Below are 17471 nucleotides of genomic sequence, written 5' to 3' on the forward strand. Positions count from 1 at the left end.
TGCTTATTTTTGGGGTGTAAAAATAATTCTTTATTAAATTTATTTCTAAATTTACCTTATCTTTTTGGGCATCTAATAAACGTTACATATATTACACTTTTAGACAAATCCACTCAAACATATAAAATTATTACAAGAGCTGGCAATTAAAAATCATCAACAATAGAGGGACAATTTTAATGAAATCAAAAAAAATGTTTATTGCTTTTTTGCAAGTATTATTTGTTTATAATTTCTTATATGCGCAAGAATCCTGGTCTTTACTCTGGACGGGGAATCATGATAGTTGGGTTTCTTCATCTGTTGGTTTTAACCCAGATGGCAGTAAAGTAGTTTCGGGCGGTAATGATGGTAAAGTCAAAGTTTGGGAAGCAACAACGGGCAAATTACTTTGGACAGGAAATCATGGTGGTACTATATACTCACTATCCTTCAGCCCTGATGGTAATAAGGTAGTTTCAGGTGGAGGATTTAAAGTCAAAGTTTGGGAAGCATCCACAGGTCTGTTGCTCTGGGAAGGGAGTCATAACGATATTGTAAATTCGGTAGCTTTTAGCTCTGATGGAAGTAAGGTAGTTTCAGGGAGTTGGGATAATAAAGTCAAAGTTTGGGATACAGCGACAAGTCAATTATTATGGACAGGGAATCATGGTGACATTGTAAATTCAGTAGTTTTTAGTTCTGATGAAAGTAAGGTAGTTTCAGGTGGAGGATTAAAGGTAAAAGTCTGGGAATCAATAACAGGTCAATTACTTTGGACTGGAAATCATAATGATAATGTATGGTCTGTAATCTTTAGCCCTGACGGAAATAAGATAGTTTCAGGGAGTCATGATGGTATAATCAAAGTTTGGGAATCAACAACCGGTCAATTGCTATGGACAGGGAGTCATAATAGTAGGGTAAGCTCAATCGATTTCAGTCCAGATGGAAGTAAAGTGGTCTCAGGAAGTAATGATAATACAGTAAAAATCTGGGAATCAACAACAGGCCAATTACTCTGGAAAGGGAGTCATAATGATGTTGTAAGTTCGGTAGCTTTTAGCCCTGATGGAAGTAAGGTAGTTTCAGGGAGTAATGATAAAACAGTCAAAGTGTGGGACTCGTTAACTGGTAAATTACTTTGGACAGGGAATCATAATTATAGTGAAATATCAGTGGCATTCAGCCCTGATGGAAGTATGATAGTTTCAAAAGATTTTTATAATGTAAATGTATGGACTAATAAAAAATTAATTCGGTTGATTTTCCCTAACGGTGGAGAGGTGTTAGCTCAAGGTATTGATCAAGAAATCAAATGGAATGCTGTTAATATTATTGTAGTTAAAATAGAATATTCAACTGATAATGGTACTACTTGGCAGACGGTTAAAGATGTAATTTCAGCTGCATTAGGCAAATATACATGGACTATACCTTATATTATTTCAAATAATTGTAAAGTAAGAATAAGTGATTTGAATGACCCTACAATATTCGATGTAAGCGATAGCAATTTTACAATTGTGGAAATAAAAAAAGAGCCTTGGTACTTAGTTTGGACAGGAAACACTGGTGGTTATGTAACATCAATTTCAGTTAGTTCCGATGGTAGTAAAATAGTTTCTGGAAGTGAAGATAAAACAGTTAAAGTTTGGGATATTTCGTCAGGTAGTTTACTTTGGACAGGTTCGCATGATGGTGCTGTTCGTTCTGTCGATATAAGTCCAGATGGAACTAAAGTTGTTTCTGCTGGAGATGATTATTTAATAAAAGTTTGGAATTCAAGTACAGGGGATATAATCTGGATTAATGGTCACATAGCAGGTATTACCTCAGTAAAGTTTAGTCCAGATGGAAGCAAAATTATTTCAGGAGGTAAAGATAATACAATTAGGGTTTGGAGTTCTTCCGAGGGTAAATTATTATGGGCAGGGAGTCATAGTGATTTTATAACTTCAGTTGCATTTAGTCCTGATGGGAGTAAAATTGTTTCGGGAAGTAGGGATTATACAATTAAAGTTTGGGATGCATTATCAGGTAGTTTACTTTGGACTAGTGATAAAAGTGATAATTCTTTTATAAATTCTGTTGCTTTTAGTCCAGATGGTAATTACGTGGCTTCTGGAAATTTTGGCAACTTGAAAGTGTGGGAATCATCTACAGGCAAACTATTATGGACAGGAGTACATAGCAGCAATGTTTATTCAATTGCATATAGTCTTGATGGTTCATTAATAGCATCAGGAAGTTATGGAGAATTAAAAGTATGGAATTCAATAACAGGAAGCTTGCGTTGGATTGGGAATCATAATAATAGGATTGAATCATTATCTTTCAGCTCCGATGGAAGTAAGATTGTTTCAGGAAGCTGGGATAATACAATAAAAATATGGGATTCAGCTACAGGGGGAGTTATCTGGTCCGGTAATCATAATTATTTTGTAACATCAGTTGCCTTCAGCCCGGATGGAAGTAAAGTATTTTCGGGTAGTATGGACAATACAATCAAAGTATGGACAAATAAAAAAAGAGTAAATATTATTTTCCCAAATGGTGGAGAAACATTTATATCTGGCGTTCAACAAGAAATACAATGGACTAGTGAAAATATTACTAAAGTTAAGATTGAGTATACGATTGATAATGGTGCTAACTGGTATACTGTGGTTGAAAGTGTCACGGGAAGTGTTGGTAAATATACTTGGTTTGTTCCTGATACAAGTTCAAGCTTGTGTAGGATAAGGATAAGTGATGTATTGTATTCGTCAATATTTGATATTAGCGATAATACTTTTACTATTAATAAGCCTGTTTTAGTAAAAGATGGACTTTTGCCCAAAGAATACTGTCTATATCAAAACTATCCGAATCCATTCAACAATAGCACAATAGTTCGTTATTCTTTACCCAAAAGCCAAAATGTAACCATTGAGGTTTACAATGTTTTAGGTCAGAAAGTACAAACAATAATTAAAAAACTTCATCAGGAGGCGGGTATTTATGAAATCCAAATAAATGGAAATAGACTGGTCAGCGGTACTTATCTAATACGCCTGTATACCGAAAAGTATAGTAAGGTGATAAAGATAAATTTGTTGAAATAATCAGAGTTATTTGAATAACAGTTAATGATTATCATTCATAATTACGTAAAAGGGGCTATGCTTTTAACCATAGCCCCTATTTTCTGAGTAAGCTTCAAACATTCCATGAGATCATTTTTAGGTGTGGGAAAAATTTTGTGTAAATGGTTAAATAGGATTGTTAGATAAATGCTGTTGAGCGTAGCGAAACAGCATAATATACAAAACAATATTTACTGTGCACCCACCAAATCCTCGTCAATAAAAACTCCATCCGCATTGTCCTTCAATCCGCGCTTTCCTGCCAATAATTCCCTATTTCAAAACTACTTATAAAAACTCCCATAGGTATCCATCCAGCAATAAAAACTCCTTTGCCAATATAGGCGTAATTCACATTTAAAAACTCCATTCAATACCTCTCTCGAACTCTAAGACCGGGTCTAAGTCTCGGAGCATATTGGGACCCATTTGACTTCACTGCGAGCCCACCCCCCCTATGAAGTCAAACAAAATCTCTTAACAAAAACAACAGGAGGTATTTATGCTTAAACACGCATTAAAATCCGTCTCTACAAACGAAACGATGGGTCAATACAGACCCATTTTTTTTGACCTTGCGGAGTATGAGCTTGAAGCAGTGATATTCTCGACAGAGTTCTACTCTCAAGAGAAAGATCTTGCTTATCAGATAGCCTCGCAGGATAACTCATTCATCTACCTGCGGGAAGACAAGGTAAGAATGATCAAGGTGATTCGTAAAGGGAAGCAAATACCGTTTAATGATTTTCTCTCCAGCCTTGGAATTGAAATCAAGAGCGAAAATCTTTTCAAGACGGGCAAATATTTAAGCCGAGTGTTCCGCCCAGTGAAGTATGGCGGGCACTTTGAACAATTGGATATACATGAAGTTGACGCCATGCCAAAAGGAATGACCGACGGGATTAGTCTCATATCGCAGAGATTTGCCAAAGCCTTAGGCTGGAATGCTTCAAACAGGGAATCGGGGCAGTTCACTTTGTTCTATAATAATGGTTTAGTCAAAGGACACTGCGTGGTTAGCGATAGAATCAAGCATGACATCGTTATCTATAAAGGTAATATCAAAGACGAAATAAAATATCGCTTCAACAATCTCGCATATGTAACAGTAGAGCCTGTAAAGCTTGGGAAAAATCTTCGCCTTGATATCCAGACAATGTTAAACATCTGGGAAGGCTTTGGCAGCGAAATGTTCTTTGATTGGACAGTAGTAGGAGTAACAAAGTTCGTTGATGATCTCAAAGCAGGAAAAGTAACAGAATGGCTTGATGATTTTGATCAATATGTAAGCGAGGAAGAGATTGATGAAGAGACCTGGAAATTAAAGAAGGCAATTCTTCGAGGTGTTGATTATCGTAGATATCCCGGTCTTGTGCGTTCAGCATGGAGTATGTTCAAAAATTCTTTGGTTCGTTTTGCAGAAGACAAAGAAGGCAATCCAATTTTTAGAATTCCAATTCTAGGAGGTCTTCGTGGGTATATAAGACCGGATTTGAGAAGTCACGATGAGAATGGAATCTTTGTGCCTGCTGAGGATAAAATAACAATTGACAGGTTTGGAAATGTATGGATAGGAGGCGATGCAAAGAAGGTTGAGAGGATTTTAAAAATCCTTGGAGGCGCAGATTTCGACGACAGCGTTGGAATAATTCCATTAAAGGATAAAAAAGCCCTTCTCTTTCGTAATCCTAATCAGAAGGGGGAATATATAATCGAAGACGTTGTTTTTGAGGGTATAGATATAAAAAAGGTCTATACACTGAAAGGAGTGATAGAGCAGAAAAAAATTCGCCCGCCAAAGAAAGAAAAGAAGCAACGTGTTGATAATGAACTTATTGAGAAATACATGCAGAAGTTTTTGCCTGAATTAAAAACCGGATATACGCTTGTAAATCTTATAAGGACATACAGCAAAATTTCCAACAACGGCGCTTCAATAGGTAACGTTGCAAATGCAGAGATGATTCGTTCTTCGATAGGTATTACCAACAAGAAGTTGATGAAGGAGTTAATCAAGAAGTACGATTGGAATTTAGAGAATGTGATTGATTCAACAGTTAAGGAAGGAATTTCCTGCAAAGAGGATCTTGATTTTGTCGATGCGTTTTATCGTGAGATTGTTGATAACAAAATCCCAATTCCAAAAGCATTAATTCAGCGTGTACCACAAAAATATCATGATAAGATAGCAGAGGCAAAAGACCATCCTTTGGACAAGCTTTTTGAAGCGATGAAGTATGTTATTGAAGACATAGATGTAAAAATTCTTGGCAAAGGTGTAGTTGGTAGAGACAGAGTTAAAGGATGGATTGATACAATTGAAGTTCCGATTGTTGAGTTGATAAACTATAATCCAAACAACCCAATGCGTGAAGTAGCTATTGAATTATTAAAGGGATACAACTCTAAAGTAGCACAATTGATGGAAAAGAAGCAATCAGTTTTTGACGACGTGAGTGAACCGTTACGCGCTATCCAAACAGAGTTTTTGAAAAGCCTAAGCAGATTCAGCGATGAAGAAAGAAAAGCATTGATGCATGTCTGGGCGGTTGAAATTTACAAGACAGAGAGATTCGTGCATGACAGCATTCTTTGGATTTCGGACAAAGAGGGACTGCGCGGAACTGCCGATGACATGATCGATATGCTTGCAGATGCTGGACTCGCTCTGCAAGTTAAGAAAAACGGCACACTGAAAAGATATCTTGAAGTTAAGCAAACAAGTCTGCCTATTAAATCAATTAGATTGTGGTCAAGCAAAGAACTGAATGTTGATGAATTCAAGAATGTAAACTCAGTAATGATCGTTGGTCGTCAAGCATTGCTTGGAGATACTGAATTAAACATCGCCGACGAATGTGAAATCAAAGAAGGCATCTACAACATCAAAGAAGTTACACATGCCTTCAGCCGAAAGAATAATGCTCGTCTAAAAAACAGTCTTACAATCATCGTTGAATTACAATAAAGAACATCTCTAAAAACAACCTACAGAATAACCACTCATTCACAATACTCTAACATCAACACACACACTTACCTCCGACTTTTTCCAAAAGTTTTGAGACAAATAAATGGAGGTAATATGCACATACAAGACATCATCAAAAAGATAACAGACAAAATCCTCACACATCTAAACAATGGAAGCCTTCCATGGCGAAAGAGCTGGAAGAGCGGCATCCCGATTAACTACATAACACACAGACCATACAACGGAATTAACTTTCTCTCTTTGCTTACAAACAATTACCCAAGTCCATATTATCTTACATTCCTGCAATGTCAGCAAAGAGGAGGCAGAATCAACTCAGGCGAGAAAGGGCATTTAATTGTCTACTGGTCAATCAAAGAAATCCTCGACGAAGAAGAAAACCTCCGCCAAGTGCCAATAATCAGATACAGCTATGTATTCAATCTATCACAAACAACACTCTACGAAGACAAAACCACGAGTTTGAAAATTAACACATGTGAAGAGATAATAAGAAAAGCCTCACCAGTAATTAAGCACAACATAAGCCAATGTTACTATAATCCTAAAGAAGATATAATCTCACTTCCGACGATAGAAAACTTTGAAAGTAAAGAAGAATACTACGCGTCTTTGTTTCATGAACTAATTCATTGGACTGGTCATCAATCAAGATTGAACCGCAAAAAAAAGATTGACTATGCATACGAAGAACTCATTGCAGAAATAGGTGCAGCATATTTATGTGGAATAACACAAATCTCAAATCAAACACTTGCCAACCAGAGTGCATACATAGAAGGCTGGATAAAAAGAATTAAGAACGAACCCAAAGTATTGCTTAAGGCTGCAGCCGAAGCACACAAAGCAGTAAACTACATCTTAAACAAACAGGAGGAAGAAACATGAAAACAATACTTGGTGTAATCATCTGTCCTTGGTGTTACATGCCATTTATAGGAAACAGTGAAGAGAAAATTCTCTGTCCACATTGCAACCGCAGAGTAAATCAGTGGGATATTGAACAAACAACGGAGGTCTAAAAATGTATTCACCCAAAATCAAAGAAGAACTGGTATGCGAACTCTACCGCCTCAAAAAGAAGACAGGCAGAACAATGACAAAATTAGCCAACGAAGCAATAAGGCAGTATATCGAAAAACAAAAGAAGGAGGAATCTGATGGAAGAGAAGAACTTTCTTGATGAACTCTTAGAAGAATCGCTTAAGAAAGAAGAAGCCAATCTGATGGTCTATTGCGACATGTTGATGATGGAAGCAATAAAGATAGAATCTGAAATACAGAAAAGATTCGAAGAATGCAGACGGGAAATTGCTTACATCGAAGAATGGACACTTAAGAAGAATGCTCATCTTCAAGAGAAGTATGACAGAATAGTACGGAAGTTAGAATCAATAATGAGGGAAACGCAGAAGAAGACAATTGAACTTCCGCATGGAACGATGAAGATAAGAAAGATGCCTGACAGAGTAGAGATAACAGATATAGAGACATTTATGAAGAATGCTACTGAAGAGATGGTAGTAATAATACCAGAGCAGGTAAAGCCAGATATAACTAAGATAAAGCAGTATATCAAGAAAACGAGTCGTATTCCTGAAGGAGTAACATACATAGAAGGGATGGAAGAATTCAGATTAAAACTAAACAAGGAGGAAAACAATGACACAAAGAGCCAAACTTGAGTTGCCGATAAACAAGCCGGTAGAGATAGAACTGTTGTACGATGAGCCAATAACAGGCAAGTCGCAGTATGGAGATTATTACATGTATGCAGTAAAGTGCAATGGAGAAGAATACACATTCTTTGCGCCGGAAGAAGTTCATGAGAAACTTAAGAATTTAGGCAAAGGAGACAAAGCAGTCATAACAAAACTTGCAGCACAGAGAGGCAGCAAGCTTGCTGTTACATACGAAGTAGTCATAGAACAAGAAGATGAAAAAATTGAAGAAGAAATTGAAGAGAGGAAATCTGATAGTTTATACGAGCTATTGCTAAAGTCCTACAAAGATGCATTGGAGATACAAAAAGAGTTGAATGGAATGATTGATATCGAGAAGGCAGCCATAACATTGTTCATAGCAAGGAGTAAGATAAACAGTCACATCGAATAATCCCATCTAAATCGCCCGGGCATGAATATGAGTTTGCAGCATTTTCAGCATCTGGAGAGTATATACATGATTTTTTCGTTTTCGTAAGAACTGCAATACTTATTCAACTTTGCCTATATATATAACAAAAAAAATCAGCCTATACCTCTAAAAGCCTGAAAATGGTGCAAACCTGGTAATGGAGTTATCTTATTTAAAGGAGTTATGTAGCACTGCAAGAGTTTGTTTATAACCCACCGCAATTTTACTTCAAGGAGAGTGCTGCGATGAACAGCCTCCATAAATTTTTGTTGACAATAATTTTGAATAAATTTATTTTGAGCTTAAGAAGTAAAGCAGTGCTGACTCGATGGGCGAATTCAAACAAATAGAGGAATAAAATTTTTCTTATATAAGCACAGTGTATGAGGGAAGATTTTTTAATAAAAGAATATACGGATAGGTGTGTTAGACTAAAATCGTTATGGAATTATATCATGAGTGTACTATTTTCAAGTAGCGTGATTGCGATACAAAAAAGAAGAATTGGAATTAAAGTCTGCAACAACACTCAGGATATCGTTCCTTAGTTAAAAATTGTGTGCAGTATAATTAATTGATAAGAACCTTGCTCTAATATTGGGATCATTTTATGAGCATTGACAAAGCACTTAAGCAATTGAAGCTGTATCGCGAAAAGCATTTTGAATTGAGTAATACAGTCATGCAAGCCGATCGTGGCAATATTTATCCGTTCGACTTATTGGTTGTGGCAACTCTTAACCGTTCGCTGTGCTTGTTAAAAGGTTTCATTTCCCTAATTGAAGACAAGAACTTTGTTGCGGCGGCACCGCTTATTCGACTTCAGCTTGATAATTGCCTTCGCCTATCGGCAGGTACACTTGTAGACAACCCTCATAAATTTGCTATTGAGATATTAAAAGGGGTGCCTGTAAGAAAACAAAGAGACAGGGCTAAGAAATTGATGACCGACCGGTATCTTGTAGAGAAACTTGCTCTACAATATGATTGTGTTAATAACGTATATGATAACACTTCAGGTTATATTCACCTTTCAGAAAAGCACTTTTTCCATGCGATGCAAAAGTCTGGGGGAGATTACGAATTCATACTTAAAATCACCGATCGAGATGAGTTTGTTCCCGATAGGCTTTACATTGAAGCAATAGAATCCTTCAAAGAAATTACTGACATTCTTTTTGATCATGTTAATGGCTGGGTATATACTAAAGATAACCCTGAAGAAGAGCGCGAGAATTGAAAAAGCGAATACAAAGTGAAGTTAAAAAAAGCAAGACACGATATAATGTAAAGGTAAGATTTTAAAAGCCAAAAAGGGGCTAACACGTGCCTCTACCTGATGCCACTCCGCTGTGCCTCTCATCGCAGGAGAAGTGCAAATTGTTAGGCATATAACAAAAAATAGGAGGACTTATGGCTATTAAAAAAATATCAAAAAATACTTTTGATAAACTTATACCATTGGTCTACTGCAGTGCTGACGATGAAGAATATTGGTCTGATGATGAAAGTCGAATAATAGGTATGCTAGCATACTATACTACGAAAAGTAATTGGGTTTGGTTTATAGAGCGAAGAGATAAACAGCATAAACTTTTAGCAATTGATATAGAGTCTGGTACTGGCCCGAAAGAAGAAGCAAGAAAGGAATTATTAGCTCGAATGAAGAAAGCAGAAGTCTCAAAACAATCGTTCGACTCTAGTCACGGCTTTTGGGGAATTACAGAGGATTGGCAGGAAAGATTTATTCCACGTTTTGTGCCAGAAGAAGAGGGAATGGAAAATCCAAAACCATTTCCTTTACCCGAAGATCCTTCTAAGGATGATAAGGAACTAGATTCTTCTAATGATGAAAAATTCAGACAATGAATAGAAAGCACAAGTGGTGAAAAAACGATGTTACTTGTAAAATGATTTACGATTTTATGATGGCAGAATTAATTTTAGTTCTATCTTCATTTACTCTAATGAAAAAATACGGATTAATATTTATAAAAGCCGGAAAGATAAGTTACATATGCATTGATGGATTTCCAAATTGCATCAATTAATTAACGAACTAAAAGAATCCAATCCGAATCTAATATAAAAAGGGATGTAATTAATAGCTTTAATTTTTAGTAGTGTATTTTCCACTGCTATCAATGAGCTAAACCGTAATACAACATCGAGGTATGTATGAAAAAGAAAAATGAAAAAGGAAGAGGAAAAAGAAAAAGAAAAAAAAATCTGTCCAAACAAATAATTGGCAATGCAGGTTTGTATTATACCTGCTATAAACTCTCTCTACATGGCTGGAATGTGATGCCAACAGCACGAAATACCCGCGGCATAGATATCGTCGCATACAATAGTAAAGATAAGTGTTACCTTGGAATACAGGTAAAAACGCTTAGTAAGAAGGTAGCAGTACCACTAGGTGAATCAACTCGTAACTTGATGGGCGATTTCTGGGTAATTATCAGCCAAGTCATCTCGAAACCGACTGCATTCATTCTAACGCCTGATGAGATCAAACAACGCGCTCATCGCAGAGAAAAGGATGGCCGCATATCTTATTGGCTTCAGCCTAGAAAATATGCGACAGAAGATTTTTGTGAGAAGTGGGAAAGAATTAAATGAGGCGGTGGAGCAGAATAAAAAACTGTTACAACCGATAACTCTTTACGGCGATGAGTAGTGAGCTGTTGAGCATTTGGACTTTTATGGCTTATTAATATTCAGCATTAATCGAAACAATATCAATTCATGCCGGATTTATTCCAACCCATTTAGTCCTACAGCAATAAGCTTTTAGTAAAGATGTAAGAAAGTTATAGTTGTTCATGTAACAGAAATGTAAAAGCATCCCGGCTTGCGAATGATTGAATATCCGTGAACGTCTAACACCAATGCGCCAGGGTGTTCTGAATGTTGCAAGGAACAAAAATTACTTGACAATTATATAATCCGATATTAAATTAGTAATTTGTGTTCTTTTGAACTTTAATTCTTTTAAGCCGAGTTAAGGTTCTTTGACATACTGATTGACATTGCTGTGCGCTTGATGATTTGAGCAATACTATTTACAATGTGGTATTATTACTTTAATGTAAAGTATGCCCAATTGTATTTTAGCTTAGTAACTAAGTCGCTCTCGGCATTAATACCACATCGCTATTGCTTACAAATCACAGCAGCATCTAAGCATGTACCCTTAAATGTTATGAACTAAAAACTCTCTATGATAGGTTGTTAAGCACTCAAATGCATCAATGAAACTTCTAATTAATTAACAAATCTTGTAATTAAATTAGAGGTGTTATGATATTATTAGAAAATTCTAACTCTTCAAATGAAAGAAAAGAATATTCACTGATGATTAAAAGTTACAGCTCAATGTTGTTCAATGATGAATTTATGTTTAATAATGATTATGAAAAGGTTATAGAAAAGGTTTTTGGTTTAATCTGGAGAACCATCGAACGGGATGTTCATGGTTATAAGATAAAAGAAAAGAAAAATATACTTAAAGCATTGATACGTAATCTGATAGCTGGACTGTATTATGGAAAGGTTGTTTCAATCGACCTTAATTCAAATGTTTATCACAATAAAAGATACTATAAGGTAAAAACAAAGAGATACTCTTGCATAAGTTACCGTCTGCTTTCCAAAATCTTGCAAGCATTAATATCTGCAGAATACATAGATATGCTTAGAGGTTATTGGAATAGCAAATATGAAGATGCATTAAAGACACGTGTTTTTGCTACTGATAAATTCTGTGAGCTTGTAAGAAATGTAGAGCTGGAAGTTGGTATTGCACTGAACAAGAATATTGTGGTAGATAAGCACGATGATATAATATTTATCATATACAAAAATATCCGGGAGACAAAGATTAACGAAAAAAATTCTGTTGAGGTTAGAGGAAAAAAGGTGCGGGGTAAAGCGGGTAAGTATAAAGAACATATACTAAGAGGTATACAATCTCGGATAGTAAAAGAAATGAGAGAACGCGTTAATCGCTATAATGAATATGTTAAGATGCATAAAGTGGTAGTATTAGAGAAGGGAACTATATCATTTACGAGTAAAGCTGCATAAAAAATTCCCTTCCGAAACGGGGATTAGATATCAAAGAGAGTTTCTAATAGATTAGGGTACTATCTCAAATTGTGTAAGGCTATGTCCAATCAGTATGTTGAAGAAGAACTCGATTACAGTTATGCATACCTCGGTAAAAGCTAATCAAAAAAATAGACCGCCATACGATCTAAAAAGCAGCCCAAAGCTAACAATGACTCATATTAATAACAGTATTGGATTAATAGTAGGCTAAAACGACCCTCACGCCCGGGGTGTGTGTGATATAGAAAAAAAACGGTATTTGATTCTTAGACTATTCACCTCGGCGGCGGGCGGGGGCAGTCTATGTCCAACTATAGCAGCATTAGATAATCGTTCTAAATTAGCGGCAATCCATGCATTGACTACCAGAATGGATATGCATTAACTTCAACAATTCTACATAAAAATAGATACCTTGTTGTCAAAGCTGGTTTTTTTTGAAATCCTTGGAAAAAACGGAGAGGTTCTTTTTTTAGTAGTTTTTTCAAACAAAGAGGGGGGAACATGTATATACACCTTCTATGCTGTGGAGATGATTTTTTTTCCAATCTCAGAGCATTTATGTTATCATCAATTATGCAGGAACAACCATGCACTACTAAGAATTATCGACTAAAGAAGGCCTGCCTCTGTATTATCAACATGATAATTTGGGGGGATGTGCATAAACATTCTGTGATGCACTTTCACTCATATGAACAAAAAAAAGTTGCTGCATCGTTATAGCTTAAAGGCGGGTCATTATTGCAGGAAGATGTATATTATCCCTCCCCCGGGGGAAAATAGTTATTCCGATAAAAGAGTAACTCAATGAGATAACAAGCTGCCTCTCGCCGCGGGATTATCTTTAGTCAGCAAAAAAAAAGAAGACGACTATCTCCACCGCATCTTGAAAGAAGACCGATTATGAACCGATATCTAAGTGATCCATTTATACAACAGAGATTTTATGATACCATTCTTTGCAGAGGGACTATGAAATTATCTTCTACCATGCAAAAGCAGAATAATGAATCCCGCATATATATACTGTAAAGGCATATTAGAGATTGAATGTAGGTAGCGAGGGAGAGTAGTGTATAAGTATTACCACAAGCAAGGAGAGTGAAAGTAATGCACCTCCCCCTATGTAATAAAGCAATTAAGTTGTGACAACGGCAATATACTGGGTTACGAGCATTTAATGCATGGAATACTGAACATTACGATCGATTTGCAGCACAAAAAAATCTCTGATAACAAATTCAGTACAGCATCAACCAAGGCATTCAAAAGGGGGGAAATGCATCCCATCATAAAACAACTCTCAAGACTTACAGTTACCAAAGAGACAATCAAGCTTTTCAAGGGAAGCCTTCCTTAACTCCTTGGCATAAAAACATTCTTCCAGCAACAACGAATAAGAATGTGACAGCCACACCTCATTTACCTGAGAACCGATTGCCAAGTTTGCGCAGTAAAGGCGTTGGTTAGTTCCATTTGAAGGAGAGAGTTATTAATATGACCATCCACCAAAGAACAGCAAATGCAGAGTAATAAGCGAGGACATCAACATTTTCATTAGCAAAGGGTGGCGAGGATAGGGAGGCATTGAGAGAATCTATTAAGTACGACAATTAAACATCTAAAAGAACCAGTGGAGGGGAAGATGCTTAACTGATAACAGAACCAAAGAGGGGGCAGGGGAGCCTACAATAATACAACAGCACAACCTTATAAGGGAGAAAGCACAGGCGAAGAATGAATGCGCTACTTAAGGATCATTGGAAGGGGGTGGTAAGATACAGCGGTAAATCTGTAACAGCGATAATCTCTATATATATCAACAAAGAGCAGATGCAACAGCATGTTACAGGTTAGACAAAGCGGGCAGGGAAATTCCGTATAACAGGATGACGCGGTAACTTAAGAATCTAAGGACACGGCAGAATCTTTGGTGATAGAGGAAAGCAAAGCACGACAAGGAGCTGTCGACGGAGAATTCTATTGAAGAATCCGCGGTGTTAAAACCAAGTTTACAAAGAACGTCAATCTCAGAAAGATAGAGCGGTGACTTAAGGACAGCGGAAGATAATTCTTGACAGAGAGAGTTATAAAGCAAAACCGGTTAACTTAAGCATAAGCGGTAATCGAGGTAAACAATTATACCTTGTCCGTTTACTTTCTAAATACCATATACTAATAACATTTGTGGAAGTCTAACAATTTATAAACAACTAATTCAATAACAAAATAAGGAGTAAATTAATGAGTAACAACATTACAAAATCTGTCATCTATACTGCAGAACAGAAACTTAAGGATTACAGTGAAAGATGCAGTAAGTTTATGGACTTGAGTACGAAATTTTGTGATGTTGATAATAGTGATATCAATGAAATTTTTGTAATCAGAGAATTAGAGTGCAGCTTAAAAAGAGTGTTTAATAATGGAACTACAAAAGATGGGGGCAGATTTTATGGCGCTGACTATCAGGGTTTGTCGGAAGAGAAACGTTCTAATATAATGATTGATGGTCAACCGACAGTTGAGCTCGATTATAGTTCATTACACATTATGATTCTGTATCATATGAAGGGTCATGTGTTCGAAGGAGATGCATATTCTTTGCCAGAAATTGAAGATGAACTCAAATCAATGTTGGCCGATGAAGATATGTTAAGACCCATAATCAAGAAAGCGCTCAATACTATAATTAATGCAAGCAGTATTGTCAATGCTAAAGAGAGTATGAAAAAAGAACTGGATAAAAAGAATCTGCTCAAGTCGAGGGGAAATATTTCAAATTTTTGCAACAAATTAATTAATGCCATTATTGATAAACACAGTGCAATCAAAGAGTACTTCTTCACTAAGAAAGGCATTAAGCTTCAGAGGCTTGATTCGGATATTGCATTTAACATAGTAGAAGAACTCATGCAGAAAGGCATTTTAGTCCTGCCTATACACGATAGCTTTATAGTTCAGAAATGCTACGAAAAAGAATTAAGAGATGCAATGTTCGAACACTACAAAGCAATGTTCAAGTTTTCACCCATCATAAAATAAACCCGCATTTAATTATTCATCAACAATTCTAATACAGGAGAGTTTTTAGTTCGGAATATGGAAGATTGCAAAGAACTCAAGCTCTACACAAGAAAAGAAGCTGCTAAAAAAATGTCAATTAGTTATAAAAGACTAAATGATTTGATTGCAGCTGGGAAATTGGAATTCATAAAGATAGGTAATTATCTCTACATACCGTACTTGGCAATACTGAAGTTCATTCAAGAGAACTCTCAGTCATATGAGACGACTCCGGTGGAACAACAATTTGATAACCAAGTTTTCGTAAACCATCCCGCATCTAAAAAAGCTTCAACGTTTGATTCCGTAAAATATGTAGAACAACTTATGGAGGAATACATTGGCTAGCTTGTACAAAAAAGGCAATTACATTTATATGAGCTGGTATGATTTCATCAAGCAAAGACGCATGAACAAGTCGCTGAGACTAACAGCAACACGCGAGAACTGGGTTAAAGCCAAAAAAATCAAGGAAGCATTCGAAAAACAGTTGGCTGAGGAGAAGGAAAAATACAATGTCTTTGGACTACGAGAAATAACAATCGGCGATGCGTTCAAGCATTTTCTGAATAACAACAACGACAAACATCCGAAGACAATTAGGGACTATCACCGCTTCTTTGGTAAATTTAAAGAGTTCTTTCCTGAAAACGAATCTTGCAAAATTATTACCAAGCTGAACGTTGAGGGCTGGCTTTCCCATATCAAAACATTGAATCAAAAGCGCAACTCGATATATGGTTACTTCAAACAGTTGCGTCACTTTCTGAATTTTCTATTCGAATACAACTACGTTCCGATGTTTAAGATTAATCGCGATGTTATGCCCAGGCCCGAAATTGTCGAGAAAATTATCTTCGATGAAAAAGATTTATTGTTAATCTTTGATCATCTCAATGAGAAGAACGACAATTTCAAAGTGCTGTTGCATTTATTGTATTACACTGGCTTAAGGGCATCAGATATTTTGAATATCGACATCCAACGTATCTCTTTGGAGAAACAAGAATTAGTTTATTATTCACCTAAGAGAAAATTGTATCGAAGAGTTGCTTTTCATGACGCATTGGTACCAGTATTTAAGCAGCTGATTGAAAAACGAAATGAAGGCAAGGTACTTGAGTATAGGAATGTCGAATCACTCCAAAGAGCAATTAACCGTTATATGAGGAAACTTGGCTTGGCAACGAAAGGCTATACATCTAGAACATTCAGGAAGACGTTTATAACATTTGCTCGGCGTAGCGGGATGGATGAAACGGTTGTCAAAGAACTTGTTGGGCATTCGCATACATCAACGACCGACAGGTTCTACAACAAAATTGATATTGAGCAAATGAAAGAAGAACTGAAAAAGTATCCAACGATTGAAGAACTATCAAAGAAGATAGGCGGAAGTATTCAATCCACAACTGAAGTAAAATTGAAGTAATATTGAAGTACATCATTATGTAAACAATGTATGGAGATGATAACATTCTCAAAATGTGACAATAAAAAACCCCGAAAACACTTGATTTTCGGGGTTTTTGTGGGCCCAGAAGGACTTGAACCTCCGACCCGCTGATTATGAGTCAGCTGCTCTAACCAACTGAGCTATGGGCCCCTGATTAAGCGTTGCAAAAATAATGCTTTGAAAATATGTATGCAAATTTTCTGTCAATTGAAAAATAAATCAACAAAAAAATTTTTTAATTGAATAAAAACTATATTTACACATTATTGCAAAAAAATAAAAAAAAAGTTTATATTTGCACACTATTAATAAATGGTTCTTTTTTCATTGTTGTGCCGGGGTGGCGGAATTGGTAGACGCACAGGACTTAAAATCCTGTGGGTGTTATACACCCGTGCCGGTTCGAGTCCGGCCCTCGGTACTTGTTTTCATTTATTGAATAACCTTAAGGGAATTAATAGGATATCAACCAAAATGACTCAATAATTTTTGGGTTCTTAGCTCAGTTGGCTAGAGCGTCTGCTTGACGTGCAGAAGGTCATAGGTTCGAGTCCTATAGAACCCACATCAACCGGAGTTTACTCCGTTTTTTTTT

At 36.3% G+C, this 17471-nt stretch carries 13 protein-coding genes, 3 tRNA genes and 1 pseudogene; 16 read left to right on the forward strand and 1 reads right to left on the reverse strand.

The window, feature by feature from the left end:
* Window positions 1–194: 194 nt before the first annotated feature.
* The 14 genes and pseudogenes from AC27L2_RS10785 to AC27L2_RS10850 all read left to right on the forward strand — a co-directional run.
* Window positions 195–476 (forward strand): annotated as a pseudogene (locus tag AC27L2_RS10785) (WD40 repeat domain-containing protein); the annotation flags it as partial.
* Window positions 477–506: 30 nt separating this feature from the next.
* Complete coding sequence (locus AC27L2_RS10790; protein WP_487211791.1) at window positions 507–3086, forward strand: outer membrane protein assembly factor BamB family protein; 2580 nt, start codon at window positions 507–509, stop codon at window positions 3084–3086.
* A 523-nt stretch (window positions 3087–3609) separates the two neighbouring features.
* Complete coding sequence (locus AC27L2_RS10795) at window positions 3610–6075, forward strand: hypothetical protein (RefSeq protein WP_487211779.1); 2466 nt, start codon at window positions 3610–3612, stop codon at window positions 6073–6075.
* Between the two features lie 117 nt (window positions 6076–6192).
* Window positions 6193–6990: an ArdC family protein gene (locus tag AC27L2_RS10800; protein WP_487211780.1), complete on the forward strand. Its 798-nt coding sequence runs from the start codon at window positions 6193–6195 to the stop codon at window positions 6988–6990.
* A gap of 136 nt (window positions 6991–7126) precedes the next feature.
* Window positions 7127–7285, forward strand: a complete 159-nt coding sequence (locus AC27L2_RS10805; RefSeq protein WP_487211781.1) for a hypothetical protein — start codon at window positions 7127–7129, stop codon at window positions 7283–7285.
* Window positions 7263–7787, forward strand: a complete 525-nt coding sequence (locus tag AC27L2_RS10810; protein ID WP_487211782.1) for a hypothetical protein — start codon at window positions 7263–7265, stop codon at window positions 7785–7787. The genes AC27L2_RS10805 and AC27L2_RS10810 overlap by 23 nt, the downstream gene beginning before the upstream one ends.
* Window positions 7765–8217, forward strand: coding sequence for a hypothetical protein (locus AC27L2_RS10815; protein ID WP_487211783.1), 453 nt, complete (start codon window positions 7765–7767; stop codon window positions 8215–8217). Before AC27L2_RS10810 ends, AC27L2_RS10815 begins: the two co-directional genes overlap by 23 nt.
* A gap of 631 nt (window positions 8218–8848) precedes the next feature.
* Window positions 8849–9478 (forward strand): hypothetical protein, encoded by a 630-nt coding sequence (locus tag AC27L2_RS10820; RefSeq protein WP_487211784.1) that lies wholly within the window; start codon window positions 8849–8851, stop codon window positions 9476–9478.
* Between the two features lie 173 nt (window positions 9479–9651).
* Window positions 9652–10107 carry a hypothetical protein gene (locus tag AC27L2_RS10825; RefSeq protein ID WP_487211785.1) on the forward strand — a complete coding sequence of 152 codons (456 nt, stop codon included), beginning with the start codon at window positions 9652–9654 and terminating at the stop codon, window positions 10105–10107.
* A 309-nt stretch (window positions 10108–10416) separates the two neighbouring features.
* Window positions 10417–10860: a hypothetical protein gene (locus AC27L2_RS10830; protein ID WP_487211786.1), complete on the forward strand. Its 444-nt coding sequence runs from the start codon at window positions 10417–10419 to the stop codon at window positions 10858–10860.
* Window positions 10861–11541: 681 nt separating this feature from the next.
* On the forward strand, window positions 11542–12327 hold the full coding sequence (locus AC27L2_RS10835) for a hypothetical protein (protein WP_487211787.1): 786 nt from the start codon (window positions 11542–11544) through the stop codon (window positions 12325–12327).
* A gap of 2271 nt (window positions 12328–14598) precedes the next feature.
* Window positions 14599–15399, forward strand: coding sequence for a hypothetical protein (locus AC27L2_RS10840; protein WP_487211788.1), 801 nt, complete (start codon window positions 14599–14601; stop codon window positions 15397–15399).
* Between the two features lie 57 nt (window positions 15400–15456).
* The gene (locus AC27L2_RS10845) at window positions 15457–15768 is read left to right on the forward strand and encodes a helix-turn-helix domain-containing protein (RefSeq protein WP_487211789.1); all 312 of its coding nucleotides are present in this window, start codon (window positions 15457–15459) and stop codon (window positions 15766–15768) included.
* 28 nt (window positions 15769–15796) lie between these two features.
* Entirely contained in the window at window positions 15797–16852 is a 1056-nt protein-coding gene (locus AC27L2_RS10850; protein ID WP_487211790.1) for a tyrosine-type recombinase/integrase, read from the forward strand.
* 100 nt (window positions 16853–16952) lie between these two features.
* Here the strand turns inward: AC27L2_RS10850 and AC27L2_RS10855 are convergent.
* Window positions 16953–17026, reverse strand: a tRNA-Ile gene (locus AC27L2_RS10855).
* A 184-nt stretch (window positions 17027–17210) separates the two neighbouring features.
* On the opposite strand from AC27L2_RS10855, the gene AC27L2_RS10860 reads away from it, so the two are divergent.
* Window positions 17211–17297 (forward strand) — tRNA-Leu (locus AC27L2_RS10860).
* Between the two features lie 70 nt (window positions 17298–17367).
* A tRNA-Val gene (locus AC27L2_RS10865) sits at window positions 17368–17441 on the forward strand.
* Window positions 17442–17471: the final 30 nt, after the last annotated feature.

This window comes from Rosettibacter sp. KY25 (genome assembly GCF_057554405.1).